The organism is Streptomyces purpurogeneiscleroticus (assembly GCF_020024005.1).
Lineage (GTDB): Bacteria > Actinomycetota > Actinomycetes > Streptomycetales > Streptomycetaceae > Streptomyces > Streptomyces purpurogeneiscleroticus.
Genome location: NZ_NHSG01000203.1, coordinates 1 through 18598 on the forward strand (window position 1 = coordinate 1; position 18598 = coordinate 18598).

Sequence of the window (18598 nt, forward strand, 5' to 3'; positions counted from 1 at the left end):
CCGTGGACTCCGGACGCGGCGTCTGCTGCGTACCGGCCCAGCCCGCAGGGCGCGCCCGCGGGCTGGGCCGGTACGCAGCAGACGCCGCGTCCGGAGTCCACGGGCCACATCCGGCTGCCCGACGGCAACCCCGTCGCGCTGCCCACCCCGCCGCCCGGCACGGTCCCCGACGCCGCGCACACCGCCGTCGCGGTGCTGCTCATCGGCCCCGCGGGCGCGGGCAAGACCAGCGTCGCCCGGCACTGGGCCGACCTCCGCCGGGTGCCCACGGCGCACATCAGCCTGGACGACGTACGCGAATGGGTGCGGTCCGGGTTCGCCGACCCCCAGCAGGGCTGGAACGACCACTCCGAGGCGCAGTACCGCCTGGCCCGCCGAACCTGCGGCTTCGCCGCGCGCAACTTCCTCGCCAACGGCATCTCCTGCATCCTCGACGACGCCGTCTTCCCCGACCGCCCGGTCGTCGGCCTCGGCGGCTGGAAGCGGCACGTGGGCCCGGGGCTGCTGCCCGTCGTGCTCCTGCCCGGCCTGGAGATCGTCCTGGAGCGGAACGCCCAGCGCAGCGGCAACCGCCGGCTGACCGACGAAGAGGTCGCCCGCATCCACGGCCGGATGGCCGGCTGGTACAGCTCGGGCCTGCCGATCATCGACAACTCCAGCCACGACGTGGCGACCACGGCCCGGATGCTCGACGAGGTCGTGGCCCGCAGCCTCGCCAGCCCGCCGGCCTGGTGACCGGCTGACCGGCCCGGTGCCGGGCGGCCGCCCCGCGAGGGCGCGGCCGCCCGCTCCACAGCAGCCCCGAAACCCCCACAGACGCGCTCGAAGCGCGCGAGTCCCATCGCACCCGTACGCTCGGTACATGCCAGACATGTACGCAACCCGACGCGCCCGGTTGCGTGACCGCTACGCAGCGGTCGGCACCGGCGCGGGCGCGACCGACACCGCCGCGGCACTCGTTTCGAGCCCCGCCAACATCCGCTACCTCACCGGCTGCGCCCCGCGCGGCGCGGCCCTGCTGCTGCACGACGGCGGGGACACGCTGCTGTGCCCCAGCGCGCCCACCGGCGACCCTTCGGAGGGCAGACCCGCCGAGGACCTCCGGATCAGCCTGCTGCCCGCGCACACCGGCGACCCGACCGTCGCCGCCGCCGACCTCGCCGCCAAGTCCGGCGCCGTGGCGCTCGCCGTGGAGGAGCACCACCTCACCGTGGCGCGCCACCGCGCGCTGCGCTCCGTCGCGCCCGAGCTGCGCCTGGCGGACCTGGGCTGCGCGGTGGAGGCACAGCGGCTGGTCAAGGACCAGGACGAGATCGCCTGTCTGCGGATCGCGGCCGAGATCACCGACCAGGCCCTCGGCGAGCTGCTCGAATCGATCCTCGTGGGCCGTACCGAACGCCATCTCGCGCTGGAGCTGGAGCGCCGGCTCGTCGACCACGGCGCGGACGGCCCGGCCTTTCCGACTTCCGTCGCCACCGGCCCGCACTCCGGCCGTCCGGGCCATCTGCCCACCGACCGCCGGGTCGAGGAGGGCGATTTTCTCACCGTGAGCCTGGGCGCCGACTACCGCGGATACCGTTGCGAGATCGGCCGTACGTTCGTCATCGGCACCACGCCCGCCGACTGGCAGATCGAGCTGTACGACCTTGTCTTCGCAGCCCAGCGGGCCGGCCGGGAGGCGCTGGCACCCGGCGTCGAGTGCCGCGAAGTGGACCGCGCGGCCCGCCAGGTGCTGGCCTCCGGAGGCCACGAAGAGGGCCTCGGACCGTGGACCGGACACGGCGTCGGGCTCGAAATCGCCGAGGACCCTCAGCTGTCACCTGCGGCCATGGGTAAACTGGACGCTTGCGTGCCGGTCACCGTCGATCCCGGGGTACACCTCCCGGGCCGCGGCGGCGTCCGGATCGACGACACACTCGTCGTCCGCCCCGAGGCGGACGGCGGGCCAGAGCTACTCACGATCACGACCAAGGAGCTGCTCGCCCTCTGAGCCTTGACGGGCTCGGAGCGTGCGTCTTCCGGGTCCCCACCACCTGCAGTCCAGGAGATACCGCAACCGTGGCATCCACGAACGACCTCAAGAACGGCATGGTGCTCAAGCTCGAAGGGGGCCAGCTGTGGTCCGTTGTCGAGTTCCAGCACGTCAAGCCCGGCAAGGGCCCGGCCTTCGTCCGTACCAAGCTGAAGAACGTGCTCTCCGGCAAGGTGGTGGACAAGACCTTCAACGCCGGCGTGAAGGTCGACACGGCTACCGTCGACAAGCGCGGGATGCAGTTCTCGTACATGGACGGCGACTACTTCGTCTTCATGGACATGGACACGTACGACCAGCTGCACGTCGACCGCAAGGCCGTCGGTGACGCCGCCAACTTCCTCCTCGAGGGCTTCGAGGCCGTCGTGGCGCAGCACGAGGGCGAGGTCCTCTACGTCGAGCTGCCCGCCGCCGTCGAGCTCGTCATCGAGCACACCGACCCGGGCGTCCAGGGTGACCGCTCCACCGGTGGCACCAAGCCCGCCAAGCTGGAGACCGGTTACGAGATCCAGGTCCCGCTCTTCATCACCACGGGTGAGAAGATCAAGGTCGACACCCGCTCCGGCGAGTACCTCGGTCGGGTGAACAGCTAACCGTGGCTGCCCGTAACAAGGCCCGTAAGCGCGCCTTCCAGATCCTCTTCGAGGCCGACCAGCGCGGCGCCGATGTGCAGACCGTGCTCGCGGACTGGATGCGGCACGCCCGGACCGACCCCCGGCAGCCCCCGGTCAACGAGTACACCCTCGAACTGGTCGAGGGGTACGCGGACCACGTCGAGCGCATCGACGAGCTGATCGCCACGTACGCGGTCGGCTGGACGCTCGACCGGATGCCGGTCGTCGACCGCAACATCCTGCGGCTCGGCGCCTATGAGCTCATCTGGGTGGACGCGACCCCTGACGCGGTCGTGATCGACGAGGCCGTGCAGCTGGCCAAGGAGTTCTCCACCGACGATTCGCCGTCCTTCGTGAACGGCATGCTCGGCCGCCTGAAGGACATGAAGCCGAGCCTGCGCCGGTCCTGACGGTCGCCCCGCCAGGTCCCGCACGCATCCACCGGGCCCGGAGACGGAAGACGGTTCTGCCGCTTCCGCCTCCGGGCCCGGTGTCGTTCTTGCGGGCTCCGGCCCGCGCCCGGTGCCTGCTCGTCGGCCCGTTCGGCCCCCGCTCGCCGCTCGCTCACCGCCCGTGAGCGCGCGCCCCGAACGCGCGGGCGTGCTGCGCCTGTAGTGCTCCGTCCCGCGACGGCGCACGCCCTCTGAGGGGCCGTCCCGGGCCCCTGTGGACTGCGGGCGGTGACTGCCCGGCCCGCCGGCCGGTACGACAACGCCTCCGGCCGGTACGACAACGCCTCGGGGCGGGAGCCGTCCTGGCTCCCGCCCCGAGGCGTTTCGTTTCTGCTTTGGGCCCGCCGGGCTCAGAGGTCCTCGTGCTGGACCGCGCGGCGCGCGTCGGCGTCCAGGACGCCCCAGCTGATCAGCTGCTCGGTGAGGACCGAGGGGGACTGGTCGTAGATGACCGCGAGCGTGCGGAGGTCGTCCTGCCGGATCGAGAGGACCTTGCCGTTGTAGTCACCGCGCTGGCTCTGGATCGTCGCGGCGTACCGCTGCAGCGGTCCGGCCTTCTCCTGCGGGACGTGGGCGAGCCGCTCCAGGTCCAGCACCAGCTTCGGCGGCGGCTCGGCGGCGCCGCCCGGGGTCGTGCCCGGGAGGAGCTCCTGCACAGGCACGCCGTAGAAGTCGGCCAGCTCGGCGAGGCGCTGCACGGTCACGGCGCGGTCGCCGCGCTCGTACGAGCCCACCACCACGGCCTTCCAGCGGCCCTGGGACTTCTCCTCGACACCGTGGAGGGAGAGGCCCTGCTGGGTGCGGATGGCACGGAGCTTGGCCCCGAGCTGTTTAGCGTATTCGCTGGACATAAAGCTCCCCAGACAACTGTGTCGATATGCGGCTCCGCCGCGGACTGGTAACTCACTGTGAGGTTACGCAGCGTAATTTGGCTTCGTCAAGCCGAATGAGGCATACCGCTGACCGCCAGGGGTGCTTACGGCCGATGGCTGGGCCCCTGGTACCGTGAATGCGGTAAATCCGACGTCCTTTAAGGTCCGTCCCGTGAGGCGGAGAAGGAGGTCCGTTTCGTATGGACGCAACACCTGCGACTCCGGCGCGCCCCGTTCTGGAAGGCCCGGACATCGCGCGCATGCTGACCCGCATCGCCCACGAGATCGTGGAGCGCGCCAAGGGCGCCGAGGATGTGGTCCTGCTCGGCATCCCCACCCGCGGCGTTTTCCTTGCCCGCCGGCTCGCCGCCAAGCTCGAAGAGATCACCGGCCGCGCAGTCCCCGTCGGCTCGCTGGACATCACGATGTACCGCGACGACCTGCGGCTGGGCCCCGCCCGCACGCTCGCGCGCACCGACATCCCCGGTGACGGCATCGAGGGCCGCGTGGTCCTCCTCGTCGACGACGTGCTCTTCTCGGGCCGCACGATCCGTGCCGCGCTGGACGCCCTGAACGACATCGGCCGGCCGCGCGCCGTGCAGCTCGCCGTCCTGGTCGACCGGGGCCACCGCGAGCTGCCGATCCGCGCCGACTACGTCGGAAAGAACCTCCCCACGTCGCTGCGGGAGACGGTCAAGGTCCAGCTCGCCGAGGAGGACGGCCGGGACGCCGTGCTGCTCGGCGTCAAGCAGACCACCTCGGCCGGCGAGCGCTAGCGCATCCCGATACGGACCCGGTGTGCCCGGGTGCGTACCCATGCCCGCTCGACGGACATTCCCGTACACCTGCCTCACTCACGGAGATACCCGGATGAAGCGCCACCTCATCTCGGCCGCCGATCTCTCGCGCGATGACGCCGTCCTGATCCTCGACACCGCCGAGGAGATGGCCCGGGTCGCCGACCGGCCGATCAAGAAGCTCCCCACCCTGCGGGGGCGCACCGTCGTCAACCTCTTCTTCGAGGACTCCACCCGTACACGGATCTCCTTCGAGGCCGCCGCCAAGCGCCTCTCCGCGGACGTCATCAACTTCTCCGCCAAGGGCTCGTCCGTCTCCAAGGGCGAGTCGCTGAAGGACACCGCGCTGACCCTGGAGGCGATGGGCGCCGACGCCGTCGTCATACGGCACCACGACTCCGGCGCGCCGCACCGCCTGGCCACCTCCGGCTGGATCGGCGGCTCGGTCATCAACGCCGGCGACGGCACCCACGAGCACCCCACCCAGGCCCTCCTGGACGCCTTCACGATGCGCCGCCGGCTGGCGGGCGGCGAGGGCGACCTGAACGGCCGCCGCATCACGATCGTCGGCGACATCCTGCACAGCCGCGTCGCCCGCTCCAACGTCCACCTGCTGACGACGCTGGGCGCCGAGGTCACGCTCGTCGCGCCGCCCACGCTCATCCCGGTCGGCGTCGGGAACTGGCCCTGCGAGGTCTCGTACGACCTGGACTCCGTGGTCGCCAAGTCCGACGCGGTCATGATGCTGCGCGTCCAGCGGGAGCGGATGAACGCCGCGTTCTTCCCGACCGAGCGCGAGTACGCCCGCCGGTACGGCCTGGACGGCGACCGGATGGCCCGGATGCCCGAGCACGCCGTCGTCATGCACCCGGGCCCGATGAACCGCGGCATGGAGATCACCGCCGAGGTCGCCGACTCGCCGCGCTGCACCGCCGTGGAGCAGGTCACCAACGGTGTCAGCATCCGCATGGCGGTCATGTACCTGCTTCTGGGCGGCAACGAGCCGGCCCTCACGACCAGCACCACTCGCACCGAGGAGAGCAAGTAACCATGGGCAAGATCCTTATCCGCGGCGCGAAGGTCCTCGGTGGCGAGGCGCAGGACGTGCTGATCGACGGCGAGACCATCACCGAGGTGGGGAACGGGCTCAGCGCCGAGGGCGCCGAGGTGATCGAGGCGGACGGCAAGATCCTGCTGCCGGGCCTGGTCGACCTCCACACCCACCTGCGCGAGCCGGGCCGCGAGGACTCCGAGACGGTGCTGACCGGTACGAAGGCCGCCGCGGTCGGCGGGTACACCTCCGTGCACGCCATGGCGAACACCTTCCCGGTCGCCGACACCGCCGGGGTCGTCGAGCAGGTCTGGCGGCTCGGCAAGGAGTCCGGCTACTGCGACGTGCAGCCCGTCGGCGCCGTCACGGTCGGCCTGGAGGGCAAGAAGCTCGCCGAGCTGGGCGCCATGCACGACTCCGCCGCGAACGTCCGGGTCTTCTCCGACGACGGCAAGTGCGTCGACGACGCGGTGATCATGCGCCGCGCCCTGGAGTACGTGAAGGCGTTCGACGGCGTCGTCGCGCAGCACGCCCAGGAGCCGCGCCTCACCGAGGGCGCCCAGATGAACGAGGGCATCGTCTCCGCCGAGCTGGGCCTGGGCGGCTGGCCCGCCGTCGCCGAGGAGTCGATCATCGCCCGCGATGTGCTCCTCGCCGACCACGTCGGCTCCCGCGTGCACATCTGCCACCTCTCCACCGCCGGCTCCGTCGAGATCATCCGCTGGGCCAAGTCCCGCGGCATCGACGTGACCGCCGAGGTCACCCCGCACCACCTCCTCCTCACCGACGAGCTGGTGCGCACGTACAACCCGGTCTACAAGGTCAACCCGCCGCTGCGCACCGAGCGCGACGTCATGGCGCTGCGCGAGGCGCTGGCCGACGGCACGATCGACTGCGTCGCCACCGACCACGCCCCGCACCCGCACGAGGACAAGGACTGCGAGTGGGGCGCGGCGGCCATGGGCATGGTCGGCCTGGAGACCGCCCTCTCCGTGATCCAGCACACGATGGTCGACACCGGCCTGCTGGACTGGGCGCAGGTCGCCGACCGGATGTCCTTCCGGCCCGCGGTCATCGGCCGCCTGGAGGGCCACGGCCGCCCCGTCTCGGTCGGTGAGCCCGCCAACCTCACGCTGGTCGATTCGGCTTACCGTGGAGCTGTGGACCCCGCAGGGTTCGCCTCCCGCAGCCGGAACACCCCGTACGAGGGCCGTGAGCTGCCGGGCCGCGTGACCCACACCTTCCTGCGGGGCCGGGCAACGGTCGTGGACGGGAAGCTGGCGTGACACCTCATCTGACCTTGATCTCCCTGGCTGCCGAGCAGCAGTCCGCGGAGGTCACCAACTGGCCCGCGCGGATCGGCTGGGTCGTCGGCCTGCTGCTCTTCGTCGCGCTGCTGTACTGGCTGATGCGCGAGGGCTGGAAGTGGCGCGGCACGCTCCAGGGCGACCTGCCCGAGCTTCCGCAGACCCCTGAGGCACCCGGCGAGCCGCGGCTGACGATGAGCGGCCGGTACCACGGCTCCACCACCGCGGGGCAGTGGCTCGACCGGATCGTGGCGCGCGGGCTCGGCACCCGCAGCCGCGCCGAGGTCACCCTCACGGACCAGGGCGTGGACGTCGTACGGCCCGGGGCGCAGGACTTCTTCGTCCCCGCCGCCGATCTGCGCGGCGCCCGCCTGGACAAGGGCATCGCCGGCAAGGTCCTGCCCGAGGGCGGCCTGCTGGTGATCACCTGGCGGCTGGGCGAGAAGGAGATCGACTCCGGTTTCCGCTCCGACCGGGCCGCCGAGCACCCCGCGTGGGTGACCGCAATCAACGAGACCATCCAGCGCAACGAGGCGCTGATCAGCACGACCACCGAAACGGAAGGCGCACGATGACGACCTCCACCAGGGGAACCGAGAAGGTTCCCGCCGTACTCGTCCTGGAGGACGGCCGCAGCTTCCGCGGCCGTGCTTATGGGGCCGTGGGGGAGACGTTCGGCGAGGCGGTGTTCTCCACCGGCATGACCGGCTACCAGGAGACCCTGACCGACCCCTCCTACCACCGCCAGGTGGTCGTCATGACCGCCCCGCACATCGGTAACACCGGCGTCAACGACGAGGACCCCGAGTCCAAGAAGATCTGGGTCTCCGGCTACGTCGTCCGCGACCCCGCCCGGGTGCCCTCCAACTGGCGCTCCGTCCGCACCCTGGACGACGAGCTCGCCGCCCAGGGCGTCGTCGGCATCAGCGGCGTCGACACCCGCGCGCTCACCCGCCACCTGCGCGAGCGCGGCGCGATGCGCGTCGGCATCTTCTCCGGCGACGCGCTGCCCGACGAGGGCACGCTGCTGGAGAAGGTCCGCCAGGCCCCCGAGATGAAGGGCGCGAACCTCTCCGCCGAGGTCGCCACCGAAGAGGCGTACGTCGTCCCGGCGATCGGTACGAAGAAGTTCACCGTCGCCGCGATCGACCTCGGCATCAAGGGCATGACCCCGCACCGCATGGCCGAGCGCGGCATCGAGGTGCACGTCCTGCCCGCCACCGCCACCGTCGAGGACATCTACGCGGTGAACCCGGACGGCGTGTTCTTCTCCAACGGTCCGGGCGACCCGGCCACGGCCGAGCACCCGGTCGCGCTGATGCAGGCCGTGCTGGAGCGGCAGACCCCGCTCTTCGGCATCTGCTTCGGCAACCAGATCCTGGGCCGCGCGCTCGGCTTCGGCACCTTCAAGCTGAAGTACGGCCACCGCGGCATCAACCAGCCGGTGCAGGACCGCGTCACCGGCAAGGTCGAGGTCACCGCGCACAACCACGGTTTCGCCGTGGACGCGCCGCTCGACAAGGTCTCCGACACCCCCTACGGCCGCGCCCAGGTCTCCCACGTCTGCCTGAACGACAACGTGGTGGAGGGGCTCCAGCTCCTCGACCGGCCGGCCTTCAGCGTCCAGTACCACCCCGAAGCGGCGGCCGGCCCGCACGACGCCGCCTACCTGTTCGACCGCTTCGTATCCCTGATGGAGGGCCAGCGTGCCTAAGCGCACCGATATCCAGTCCGTCCTGGTCATCGGCTCCGGCCCGATCGTCATCGGCCAGGCCGCCGAGTTCGACTACTCCGGTACCCAGGCGTGCCGCGTCCTCAAGTCCGAGGGCCTCCGCGTCATCCTGGTGAACTCCAACCCGGCGACGATCATGACCGACCCGGAGATCGCCGACGCCACGTACGTCGAGCCGATCACCCCCGAGTTCGTCGAGAAGATCATCGCGAAGGAGCGCCCCGACGCGCTGCTGCCGACCCTCGGTGGCCAGACCGCGCTGAACACCGCGATCTCCATGCACGAGCAGGGCGTCCTGGAGAAGTACGGCGTCGAGCTGATCGGCGCCAACGTCGAGGCGATCAACAAGGGCGAGGACCGCGACCTGTTCAAGGAGGTCGTGGAGGAGGTCCGCAAGAAGATCGGCCACGGCGAGTCCGCGCGCTCGTACATCTGCCACTCCATGGACGACGTCATGAAGGGCGTCGAGGAGCTCGGCGGCTACCCCGTCGTCGTCCGCCCCTCCTTCACCATGGGCGGCGCCGGCTCCGGCTTCGCGCACAACGAGGAGGAGCTGCGCCGCATCGCGGGCCAGGGCCTCACGCTCTCCCCGACCACCGAGGTGCTCCTGGAGGAGTCCATCCTCGGCTGGAAGGAGTACGAGCTGGAGCTGATGCGCGACAAGAACGACAACGTCGTGGTCGTCTGCTCCATCGAGAACTTCGACCCGATGGGCGTGCACACCGGCGACTCGATCACCGTCGCGCCCGCGATGACGCTGACCGACCGCGAGTACCAGATCCTGCGTGACGTCGGCATCGCGATCATCCGCGAGGTCGGCGTGGACACCGGCGGCTGCAACATCCAGTTCGCGGTCAACCCCGTGGACGGCCGGGTCATCGTCATCGAGATGAACCCGCGCGTCTCCCGCTCCTCCGCGCTCGCCTCGAAGGCCACCGGCTTCCCGATCGCCAAGATCGCGGCCCGGCTCGCCGTCGGCTACACGCTGGACGAGATCCCCAACGACATCACCGAGAAGACCCCGGCGTCCTTCGAGCCCACGCTCGACTACGTCGTGGTCAAGGTGCCGCGCTTCGCCTTCGAGAAGTTCCCGGCCGCCGACGCCACGCTGACCACGACCATGAAGTCGGTCGGCGAGGCCATGGCCATCGGCCGTAACTTCACCGAGGCCATGCAGAAGGCGCTGCGCTCGACCGAGAAGAAGGGCAGCTCCTTCGTCTTCACCGGCGACCCCGGTGACAAGGCCGAGCTGCTGGCCAAGGCGCAGGTCCCGACCGACGGCCGGATCAACACCGTCATGCAGGCCATCCGCGCCGGGGCGACCCCGCAGGAGGTCTTCGACGCCACGAAGATCGACCCGTGGTTCGTCGACCAGCTCTTCCTGATCAAGGAGATCGCCGACGAGATCGCGGCCGCCGACAAGCTCGGCCCCGAGATCCTCGCCGAGGCCAAGCGGCACGGCTTCTCCGACGCCCAGATCGCCGGCATCCGCGAGCTGCGCGAGGACGTCGTCCGCGAGGTCCGGCACGCGCTCGGCGTCCGCCCGGTCTACAAGACGGTCGACACCTGCGCCGCCGAGTTCGCCGCGAAGACGCCGTACTTCTACTCCTCGTACGACGAGGAGACCGAGGTCGCGCCGCGCGAGAAGCCCGCGGTGATCATCCTGGGCTCCGGCCCGAACCGCATCGGCCAGGGCATCGAGTTCGACTACTCCTGCGTCCACGCCTCCTTCGCGCTCAGCGACGCGGGCTACGAGACCGTGATGGTCAACTGCAACCCGGAGACCGTCTCGACGGACTACGACACCTCCGACCGCCTGTACTTCGAGCCGCTCACCCTCGAAGACGTGCTGGAGATCGTGCACGCCGAGCAGGCCGCCGGCCCGGTCGCGGGCGTCATCGTGCAGCTCGGCGGCCAGACCCCGCTGGGCCTCGCGCAGGCCCTGAAGGACAACGGCGTGCCGATCGTCGGCACCTCGCCCGAGGCCATCGACCTCGCCGAGGAGCGCGGCGCCTTCGGCCGCGTGCTCACCGAGGCCGGCCTGCCCGCGCCCAAGTACGGCACCGCCTTCTCGTACGACGACGCGAAGAAGATCGCCGCCGAGATCGGCTACCCGGTCATGGTGCGCCCGTCCTACGTGCTCGGCGGCCGCGGCATGGAGATCGTCTACGACGAGCCCTCGCTCGGCGAGTACCTCCTGCGCCACGCCGGTCTCATCGACCAGCACCCGGTCCTGATCGACCGCTTCCTCGACGACGCCATCGAGATCGACGTCGACGCGCTCTACGACGGCACCGAGCTCTACCTCGGCGGCGTCATGGAGCACATCGAGGAGGCCGGCATCCACTCCGGCGACTCCGCCTGCGCGCTGCCCCCGATCACCCTCGGCGGCTTCGACATCAAGCGGCTGCGCGCCTCCACGGAGGCCATCGCCAAGGGCGTCGGCGTCCGCGGCCTGATCAACATCCAGTTCGCGATGGCCGGGGACATCCTGTACGTCCTGGAGGCCAACCCGCGCGCCTCCCGTACCGTGCCCTTCACCTCGAAGGCCACCGCGGTACCGCTCGCCAAGGCCGCGGCCCGCATCTCGCTGGGCGCGACCATCGCCGAGCTGCGCGCGGAGGGCATGCTCCCGAAGACCGGCGACGGCGGCACGCTCCCGATGGACGCGCCGATCTCCGTCAAGGAGGCCGTGATGCCCTGGTCGCGCTTCCGCGACATGCAGGGCCGCGGCGTCGACACCGTCCTCGGCCCGGAGATGCGCTCCACCGGCGAGGTCATGGGCATCGACTCGGTCTTCGGCACGGCGTACGCCAAGTCGCAGGCCGGCGCGTACGGCGCGCTGCCCACGAAGGGCCGCGCGTTCGTCTCCGTCGCCAACCGCGACAAGCGCGCGATGATCTTCCCGGCCCGCGAGCTGGTCCAGCACGGCTTCGAGCTGCTGGCCACCTCCGGCACGGCCGAGGTGCTCAAGCGCAACGGCATCAACGCCACGGTCGTGCGCAAGCAGTCCGAGGGCGAGGGCCCGAACGGCGAGAAGACCATCGTCCAGCTCATCCACGACGGCCAGGTCGACCTGATCGTCAACACCCCGTACGGCACGGGTGGCCGCCTCGACGGCTACGACATCCGTACGGCGGCGGTGGCCCGCTCCGTGCCCTGCCTGACCACGGTCCAGGCCCTCGCGGCCGCCGTCCAGGGCATCGAGGCGGTCTCCCGCGGCGAGGTGGGCGTGCGCTCCCTCCAGGAGCACGCGGAGCACCTGACCGCGGCGCGCGACTAAGCAGCCGGCCGATCGAGGGGGACACCGGACCACGGTGTCCCCCTCTCCCATGAGGACATTCCTGTGTACAAGCTGTTCTTCAACCTGATCTTCAAGCGGATGGACCCCGAGCAGGCTCATCACCTGGCCTTCGGCTGGATCCGGCTGGCCGCCCGCGTCCCCGTCCTGCGGACCTTCGTCGCCGCCGTGCTCGCGCCGCGCTACAAGGAGCTGCGCGTCGAGGCCCTGGGGCGCCGGATGCACGGCCCCTTCGGGCTCGCCGCCGGCTTCGACAAGAACGCCGTCGCGATCGACGGCATGACCATGCTCGGCTTCGACCACGTCGAGATCGGCACGGTCACCGCGCAGCCGCAGCCCGGCAACCCCAAGAAGCGCCTCTTCCGCCTCGTGAAGGACCGCGCGCTCATCAACCGCATGGGGTTCAACAACGAGGGCTCCGCGGCCGTGGCGGCCCGTCTGGCGGCCCGCAAGGCGGGTCTCGGTAATAAGCACAGCCGGACGACGCTGGGCGTCAACATCGGCAAGACCAAGGTCGTACCGGAGTCCGAGGCCGTCGGCGACTACGTGACCTCGACCGAGCGGCTGGCCGGCCACGCCGACTACCTCGTCGTCAACGTCTCCTCGCCGAACACCCCCGGCCTGCGCAACCTCCAGGCCGTCGACCACCTGCGCCCGCTGCTCTCGGCCGTACGCGAGGCCGCGGACCGCACGGTCACGGACCGCCGCGTGCCCCTCCTCGTCAAGATCGCGCCCGACCTGGCCGACGAGGACGTCGACGCGGTCGCCGACCTCGCCCTGGAGCTGGGCCTGGACGGCATCATCGCCACCAACACCACCATCGCCCGCGAGGGCCTGGGCCTGAAGTCCGACCCCGCGCTCGTCCAGGAGACCGGCGGGCTCTCCGGCCGCCCGGTCAAGGAGCGCTCCCTCGAAGTGCTGCGCCGCCTGTACGCCCGCGTCGGCGACCGCATCACCCTCATCGGGGTCGGCGGCATCGAGAACGCCGAGGACGCCTGGCAGCGCATTCTGGCCGGCGCCACCCTCGTCCAGGGCTACAGCGCCTTCATTTATGAGGGCCCCTTCTGGTGCCGCGCCATCCACAAGGGGCTGGCCGCGCGCCTGGCCACGAGCCCGTACGCCACCCTCGCCGAGGCCGTCGGCGCCGAGCACCAGAAGGTGACCTCATGACTCAGCAGCCCTTCGGCGCGCGCCTGCGCCGCGCCATGGACGAGCGCGGCCCGCTCTGCGTCGGCATCGACCCGCACGCCTCGCTGCTGGCCGACTGGGGCCTGAACGACGACGTCGCGGGCCTGGCCCGGTTCACCCGGACCGTCGTCGAGGCGCTCGGCGAGACCGTCGCGGTCTTCAAGCCGCAGGCCGCGTTCTTCGAGCGCTTCGGGTCCAGGGGCATCGCCGTACTGGAGACCGCCGTCGCCGAGGCCCGGGAGCGGGGCGCGCTGGTCCTCATGGACGCCAAGCGCGGCGACATCGGCTCCACCATGGCCGCGTACGCCGACACCTTCCTCGGCAAGGACAGCCCGCTCTTCTCCGACGCGCTCACCGTCAGCCCCTACCTGGGCTACGGCTCCCTGAAGCCGGCCGTGGACCTGGCCAAGGAGAACGGCTGCGGCCTCTTCGTGCTGGCGCTGACCTCCAACCCCGAGGGCCAGGAGGTACAGCACGCCGTACGGGCCGACGGCACCACCATCGGAGCCACCATGCTCGCCCACCTCAAGGAGGAGAACGCGGGCGCCGAGCCCCTGGGCTCCTTCGGGGCCGTCGTGGGCGCGACGCTGGGCGATCTGTCCTCGTACGACCTCGCCGTGAACGGGCCGCTGCTCGCTCCCGGTATCGGTGCGCATGGAGCGACCCCCGCGGACCTTCCGGAGGTCTTCGGGGCCGCTGTGCGCAATGTGGTCCCGAGCGTCAGCCGGGGTGTTCTGCGTCACGGTCCGGACGCCGCAGGTCTGCGCGATGCGGCGGCTCGGTTCGCCGAGGATGTGGCCGCAGCGGTCGGTTAGTGACAGCCACCGGCATTTTCCCCGGTGGTTTGGTACCGAAATGTCCTGGTCGGCAGAGGCTGACCAGGACTTTTCGTCTGTTCTCGCTGACTCTGGCGCCCTCGCCCGCTAGTCTCCGACGAGAGCACCGCACGTAAGCGCGTTGTTCGTTGCTCCGCAGGTGCGGGGCGACTAGGTTCCACACCGGTCCGTATCCGACAGTTCGACATCCGAGGTGACGTAGGCGTGGCTCTTCCGCCCCTTACCCCTGAACAGCGCGCAGCCGCGCTCGAGAAGGCCGCCGCGGCTCGCCGGGAGCGCGCCGAGGTCAAGAATCGGCTCAAGCACTCCGGTGCTTCCCTCCACGACGTCATCAAGCAGGGCCAGGAGAACGACGTCATCGGCAAGATGAAGGTCTCCGCCCTCCTTGAGTCCCTGCCCGGCGTGGGCAAGGTCCGCGCCAAGCAGATCATGGAGCGGCTCGGCATCTCCGAGAGCCGCCGCGTGCGCGGTCTCGGCTCCAACCAGATCGCGTCTCTTGAGCGTGAGTTCGGCAACGCCGCTTCCTGAGGTGCCCGGGCATCCCCGGGAAGCTGGAATAATCGCTGCATGAGTTCTGCAGTCTCCCGGGGGGCGACCCCGGCAACCCCGGACAGACAACCGCGGCTGACCGTGCTCTCCGGCCCCTCCGGGGTCGGCAAGAGCACGGTCGTCGCCCATATGCGCAAGGTCCACCCCGAGGTATGGCTCTCGGTGTCGGCCACCACCCGTAAGCCGCGTCCCGGCGAGCGGCACGGCGTTCAGTACTTCTTCGTCGACGACGAGGAATTCGACAAGCTGATCGCCAATGGTGAGCTGCTGGAGTGGGCGGAATTCGCGGGAAACCGCTACGGCACCCCGCGCCAGGCGGTCCTGGACCACCTGGCGGCGGGCGAGCCGGTCCTCCTGGAGATCGACCTCCAGGGCGCCCGGCTGGTCCGTGAGTCCATGCCCGAGGCGCGGCTGGTCTTCCTGGCCCCGCCGAGCTGGGAGGAGCTGGTCCGCCGGCTCACCGGGCGGGGCACGGAGTCGGCCGAGGTGATCGAGCGCCGGCTGGCGGCCGCGCGCGTCGAGCTGGCCGCCGAGAAGGAGTTCGACGAGACGCTCGTCAACACCTCCGTCGAGGACGTCTCCCGTGAGCTGCTAGCCTTGATGCTGAATAACTCCGGAGAATGACCTTCTGTACTTTTCCGGAAATTCCCTGATCAACCCCTTCGGAAGGCAGAGAGTGTCCTCTTCCATCTCAACGCCCGAGGGCATCATCAACCCGCCGATTGATGAGCTTCTCGAGGCCACCGACTCGAAGTACAGCCTCGTGATCTACGCCGCGAAGCGTGCGCGCCAGATCAACGCGTACTACTCGCAGCTCGGCGAGGGCCTGCTCGAGTACGTCGGCCCCCTGGTGGACACCCACGTCCACGAGAAGCCCCTCTCGATCGCGCTGCGCGAGATCAACGCGGGTCTGCTGACCTCCGAGGCCGTGGAGGGCCCGGCCCAGTAAGGCCGCGAGCGTTTTCTTCACCAAGGGCCCGGCAACGCAATTGCCGGGCCCTTGGTGTGTCATGGGTACGTACACGCACAAGTGCACGCAGGTGTTCGGCGCAGGGGCGCCCTGGCTCGGGGAGCAGCGAAGACGATGGACAAGCCCAAGGTCGTCCTGGGGGTCAGCGGCGGAATCGCCGCGTACAAGGCGTGCGAGCTGCTGCGGCGGCTGAGCGAGTCCGGGCACGACGTCCGCGTGGTGCCCACGGCCTCCGCGCTGCACTTCGTGGGCGAGGCGACCTGGGCCGCGCTCTCCGGGAACCCGGCCTCCACCGAGGTCTGGGAGTCCGTGCACGAGGTCCCGCACGTCCGCATCGGCCAGGGTGCCGACCTGGTCGTGGTGGCTCCCTGTACCGCCGACATGCTGGCCAAGGCGGCCCACGGCCTCGCCGACGACCTGCTGACGAACACGCTGCTCACCGCCCGCTGCCCGGTGATCTTCGCCCCGGCGATGCACACCGAGATGTGGGAGCACCCGGCCACCCAGGAGAACGTCGCGACCCTGCGCCGCCGCGGCGCGATCGTGATCGAGCCCGCCGTGGGCCGCCTGACCGGCGTCGACACCGGCAAGGGCCGCTTCCCCGACCCGGCTGAGATCTTCGAGGTCTGCCGCCGGGTGCTGGCGCGCGGCCCCGAGGCGGTCACCGCGGACCTCGCGGGCCGGCACGTCGTGGTCAGCGCCGGCGGCACCCGCGAGCCGCTGGACCCCGTCCGGTACCTGGGCAACCGTTCCTCCGGGAAACAGGGATACGCGCTGGCCCGTACGGCCGTGGCGCGCGGCGCCCGCGTGACGCTGGTCACGGGGGAGACCGGGCTGCCCGATCCGGCGGGCGTGGACGTGGTCCGCATCGGTACGGCCGTCCAGCTGCGCGAGGCGGTACTGAAGGCGGCGGCCGACGCCGACGCCGTGGTCATGGCGGCCGCCGTGGCCGATTTCCGCCCGGCCCAGTACGCCCCCGGCAAGATCAAGAAGCGGGACGACGTGGAGCAGCCGCCGATCGAGCTGGTGCGCAATCCCGACATTCTCGCGGAAATCTCCGCCGACCGGGCGCGCCCCGGGCAAATCGTCGTCGGGTTCGCCGCTGAGACGGATGACGTTCTGGCGAACGGCCGGCAAAAACTTGCCCGCAAGGGCTGTGACCTGCTCGTCGTCAACGAGGTCGGGGAGCACAAGACCTTCGGCTCGGCCGAGAACGAGGCGGTCGTGCTGGCCGCCGACGGTACCGAGACCCCCGTGCCCCACGGGCCCAAGGAGGCCCTGGCCGACACGGTCTGGGACCTGGTCGCCGAGCGAATTTCCTGATCACTCGATGAGTCCATTCCGGCCCGTCGGCCATCGCAAATGCCGTTGTTGCGGTTTACCGTTGAGCGGTGTCCCGGGGCCGGATGGCAGGGTGTCCCTGGTCACGGCGCATCCACAGAACGAGACTGCGTGCCCGAACGGGACGCCCGACCGATAAACTGGCCGTGGATCGCGCCGAGCGCAGCTCTCGGCCGGTCCGTCAATGATCAGACAGCAGCCGCTGCAACCCCAGGGAGCGATGTGTCCCGCCGCCTGTTCACCTCGGAGTCCGTCACCGAGGGCCACCCCGACAAGATCGCTGACCAGATCAGCGACACCATCCTCGACGCGCTCCTGAAGGAGGACCCGGCGTCCCGGGTCGCCGTTGAGACGCTGATCACCACCGGCCTGGTGCACGTGGCCGGCGAGGTGACCACGAAGGCTTACGCCGACATCCCCACCCTCGTGCGGAACAAGATCCTGGAGATCGGTTACGACTCCTCCAAGAAGGGCTTCGACGGCGCTTCCTGTGGTGTCTCCGTATCGATCGGCGCGCAGTCCCCGGACATCGCCCAGGGTGTCGACACCGCCTACGAGAAGCGGGTCGAGGGCGACGAGGACGAGCTGGACAAGCAGGGCGCCGGCGACCAGGGCCTGATGTTCGGGTACGCCTGCGACGAGACCCCGGAGCTGATGCCGCTCCCGATCAACCTCGCGCACCGGCTGTCCAAGCGCCTGTCCGAGGTCCGGAAGAACGGCACCATTCCGTACCTCCGTCCCGACGGCAAGACCCAGGTCACCATCGAGTACGACGGTCACAAGGCGGTCCGCCTGGACACCGTGGTCGTCTCCTCGCAGCACGCCTCGGACATCGACCTGGACTCGCTGCTCGCTCCCGACATCCGCGAGTTCGTCGTCGAGCACGTCCTCAACCAGCTCATCGAGGACGGCATCAAGCTCGACACCGAGGGCTACCGCCTCCTGGTGAACCCGACCGGCCGCTTCGAGATCGGCGGCCCGATGGGTGACGCGGGCCTCACCGGCCGCAAGATCATCATCGACACCTACGGCGGCATGTCCCGCCACGGCGGCGGCGCCTTCTCCGGCAAGGACCCGTCCAAGGTCGACCGCTCCGCCGCGTACGCCATGCGCTACGTCGCGAAGAACGTCGTGGCCGCGGGCCTGGCCCAGCGCTGCGAGGTCCAGGTCGCCTACGCGATCGGCAAGGCCGAGCCGGTCGGTCTCTTCGTGGAGACCTTCGGCACCGCCACCGTCGACGTCGAGAAGATCGAGCAGGCCATCAGCGAGGTCTTCGACCTCCGCCCGGCCGCGATCATCCGCGACCTCGACCTGCTCCGCCCGATCTACGCCGAGACCGCCGCGTACGGCCACTTCGGCCGCGAGCTGGATGCCTTCACGTGGGAGCGCACGGACCGCGTCGACGCCCTCCGCAAGGCCGCGGGTCTGTAAGCCACCCGCACTTCCTGCCTCCGGGCCCGTACCGCAGCTGCGGTACGGGCCCGGAGGCGTTTCCGGCCCGCCCCGTGCCCCGCGGCCACTGTCAGTGCGGTCTGCTAAGACTGAGGGTGTGAGCA

General features: G+C 70.4%; 18 protein-coding genes. 17 read left to right on the forward strand and 1 reads right to left on the reverse strand.

The annotated features are described in order from the left end of the window. The 4 genes from CCS38_RS13120 to nusB all read left to right on the forward strand — a co-directional run. Positions 1-735: AAA family ATPase (locus tag CCS38_RS13120; protein ID WP_223733420.1), on the forward strand; the 735-nt coding region annotated here is incomplete at its 5' end. 136 nt (positions 736-871) lie between these two features. Beyond that, positions 872-1990 (forward strand): aminopeptidase P family protein, encoded by a 1119-nt coding sequence (locus CCS38_RS13125; protein ID WP_372457058.1) that lies wholly within the window; start codon positions 872-874, stop codon positions 1988-1990. Positions 1991-2058: 68 nt separating this feature from the next. Then, positions 2059-2625, forward strand: coding sequence for an elongation factor P (efp, locus tag CCS38_RS13130; protein WP_223733422.1), 567 nt, complete (start codon positions 2059-2061; stop codon positions 2623-2625). Positions 2626-2627: 2 nt separating this feature from the next. Beyond that, positions 2628-3056, forward strand: a complete 429-nt coding sequence (gene nusB, locus CCS38_RS13135) for a transcription antitermination factor NusB (protein WP_223733423.1) — start codon at positions 2628-2630, stop codon at positions 3054-3056. Between the two features lie 392 nt (positions 3057-3448). On the opposite strand, the gene bldD is transcribed toward nusB, so the two are convergent. Beyond that, the gene (bldD, locus tag CCS38_RS13140; RefSeq protein WP_030251597.1) at positions 3449-3949 is read right to left on the reverse strand and encodes a transcriptional regulator BldD; all 501 of its coding nucleotides are present in this window, start codon (positions 3947-3949) and stop codon (positions 3449-3451) included. A 221-nt stretch (positions 3950-4170) separates the two neighbouring features. Here bldD and pyrR point away from each other — a divergent pair, with 221 nt between their 5' ends. The 13 genes from pyrR to metK all read left to right on the forward strand — a co-directional run bounded on the left by pyrR (position 4171) and on the right by metK (position 18473). Beyond that, a complete protein-coding gene (gene pyrR / locus CCS38_RS13145) occupies positions 4171-4746 on the forward strand; it encodes a bifunctional pyr operon transcriptional regulator/uracil phosphoribosyltransferase PyrR (protein ID WP_223733424.1) in 576 nt (191 codons plus the stop codon). Between the two features lie 94 nt (positions 4747-4840). Next, on the forward strand, positions 4841-5815 hold the full coding sequence (locus CCS38_RS13150) for an aspartate carbamoyltransferase catalytic subunit (RefSeq protein ID WP_223733425.1): 975 nt from the start codon (positions 4841-4843) through the stop codon (positions 5813-5815). A gap of 2 nt (positions 5816-5817) precedes the next feature. Further along, the gene (locus CCS38_RS13155; protein WP_223733426.1) at positions 5818-7104 is read left to right on the forward strand and encodes a dihydroorotase; all 1287 of its coding nucleotides are present in this window, start codon (positions 5818-5820) and stop codon (positions 7102-7104) included. Next, a complete protein-coding gene (locus CCS38_RS13160; RefSeq protein WP_223733427.1) occupies positions 7101-7700 on the forward strand; it encodes a PH-like domain-containing protein in 600 nt (199 codons plus the stop codon). The genes CCS38_RS13155 and CCS38_RS13160 overlap by 4 nt, the downstream gene beginning before the upstream one ends. Next, positions 7697-8839 (forward strand): glutamine-hydrolyzing carbamoyl-phosphate synthase small subunit, encoded by a 1143-nt coding sequence (gene carA, locus CCS38_RS13165; protein WP_223733428.1) that lies wholly within the window; start codon positions 7697-7699, stop codon positions 8837-8839. Before CCS38_RS13160 ends, carA begins: the two co-directional genes overlap by 4 nt. Further along, positions 8832-12140 carry a carbamoyl-phosphate synthase large subunit gene (carB, locus tag CCS38_RS13170; protein WP_223733429.1) on the forward strand — a complete coding sequence of 1103 codons (3309 nt, stop codon included), beginning with the start codon at positions 8832-8834 and terminating at the stop codon, positions 12138-12140. Before carA ends, carB begins: the two co-directional genes overlap by 8 nt. A gap of 63 nt (positions 12141-12203) precedes the next feature. Next, the gene (locus tag CCS38_RS13175; protein WP_223733430.1) at positions 12204-13328 is read left to right on the forward strand and encodes a quinone-dependent dihydroorotate dehydrogenase; all 1125 of its coding nucleotides are present in this window, start codon (positions 12204-12206) and stop codon (positions 13326-13328) included. Continuing rightward, complete coding sequence (gene pyrF, locus CCS38_RS13180; RefSeq protein ID WP_223733431.1) at positions 13325-14161, forward strand: orotidine-5'-phosphate decarboxylase; 837 nt, start codon at positions 13325-13327, stop codon at positions 14159-14161. Before CCS38_RS13175 ends, pyrF begins: the two co-directional genes overlap by 4 nt. A gap of 225 nt (positions 14162-14386) precedes the next feature. Next, positions 14387-14710: an integration host factor gene (locus tag CCS38_RS13185; RefSeq protein WP_223733432.1), complete on the forward strand. Its 324-nt coding sequence runs from the start codon at positions 14387-14389 to the stop codon at positions 14708-14710. Positions 14711-14749: 39 nt separating this feature from the next. Next, the gene (gmk, locus tag CCS38_RS13190) at positions 14750-15355 is read left to right on the forward strand and encodes a guanylate kinase (RefSeq protein ID WP_078649466.1); all 606 of its coding nucleotides are present in this window, start codon (positions 14750-14752) and stop codon (positions 15353-15355) included. 52 nt (positions 15356-15407) lie between these two features. Continuing rightward, positions 15408-15680 carry a DNA-directed RNA polymerase subunit omega gene (gene rpoZ / locus CCS38_RS13195; protein ID WP_006382157.1) on the forward strand — a complete coding sequence of 91 codons (273 nt, stop codon included), beginning with the start codon at positions 15408-15410 and terminating at the stop codon, positions 15678-15680. A gap of 135 nt (positions 15681-15815) precedes the next feature. Further along, positions 15816-17024 (forward strand): bifunctional phosphopantothenoylcysteine decarboxylase/phosphopantothenate--cysteine ligase CoaBC, encoded by a 1209-nt coding sequence (gene coaBC / locus CCS38_RS13200; protein WP_223733433.1) that lies wholly within the window; start codon positions 15816-15818, stop codon positions 17022-17024. 240 nt (positions 17025-17264) lie between these two features. After that, on the forward strand, positions 17265-18473 hold the full coding sequence (gene metK, locus CCS38_RS13205; RefSeq protein ID WP_030251563.1) for a methionine adenosyltransferase: 1209 nt from the start codon (positions 17265-17267) through the stop codon (positions 18471-18473). Positions 18474-18598: the final 125 nt, after the last annotated feature.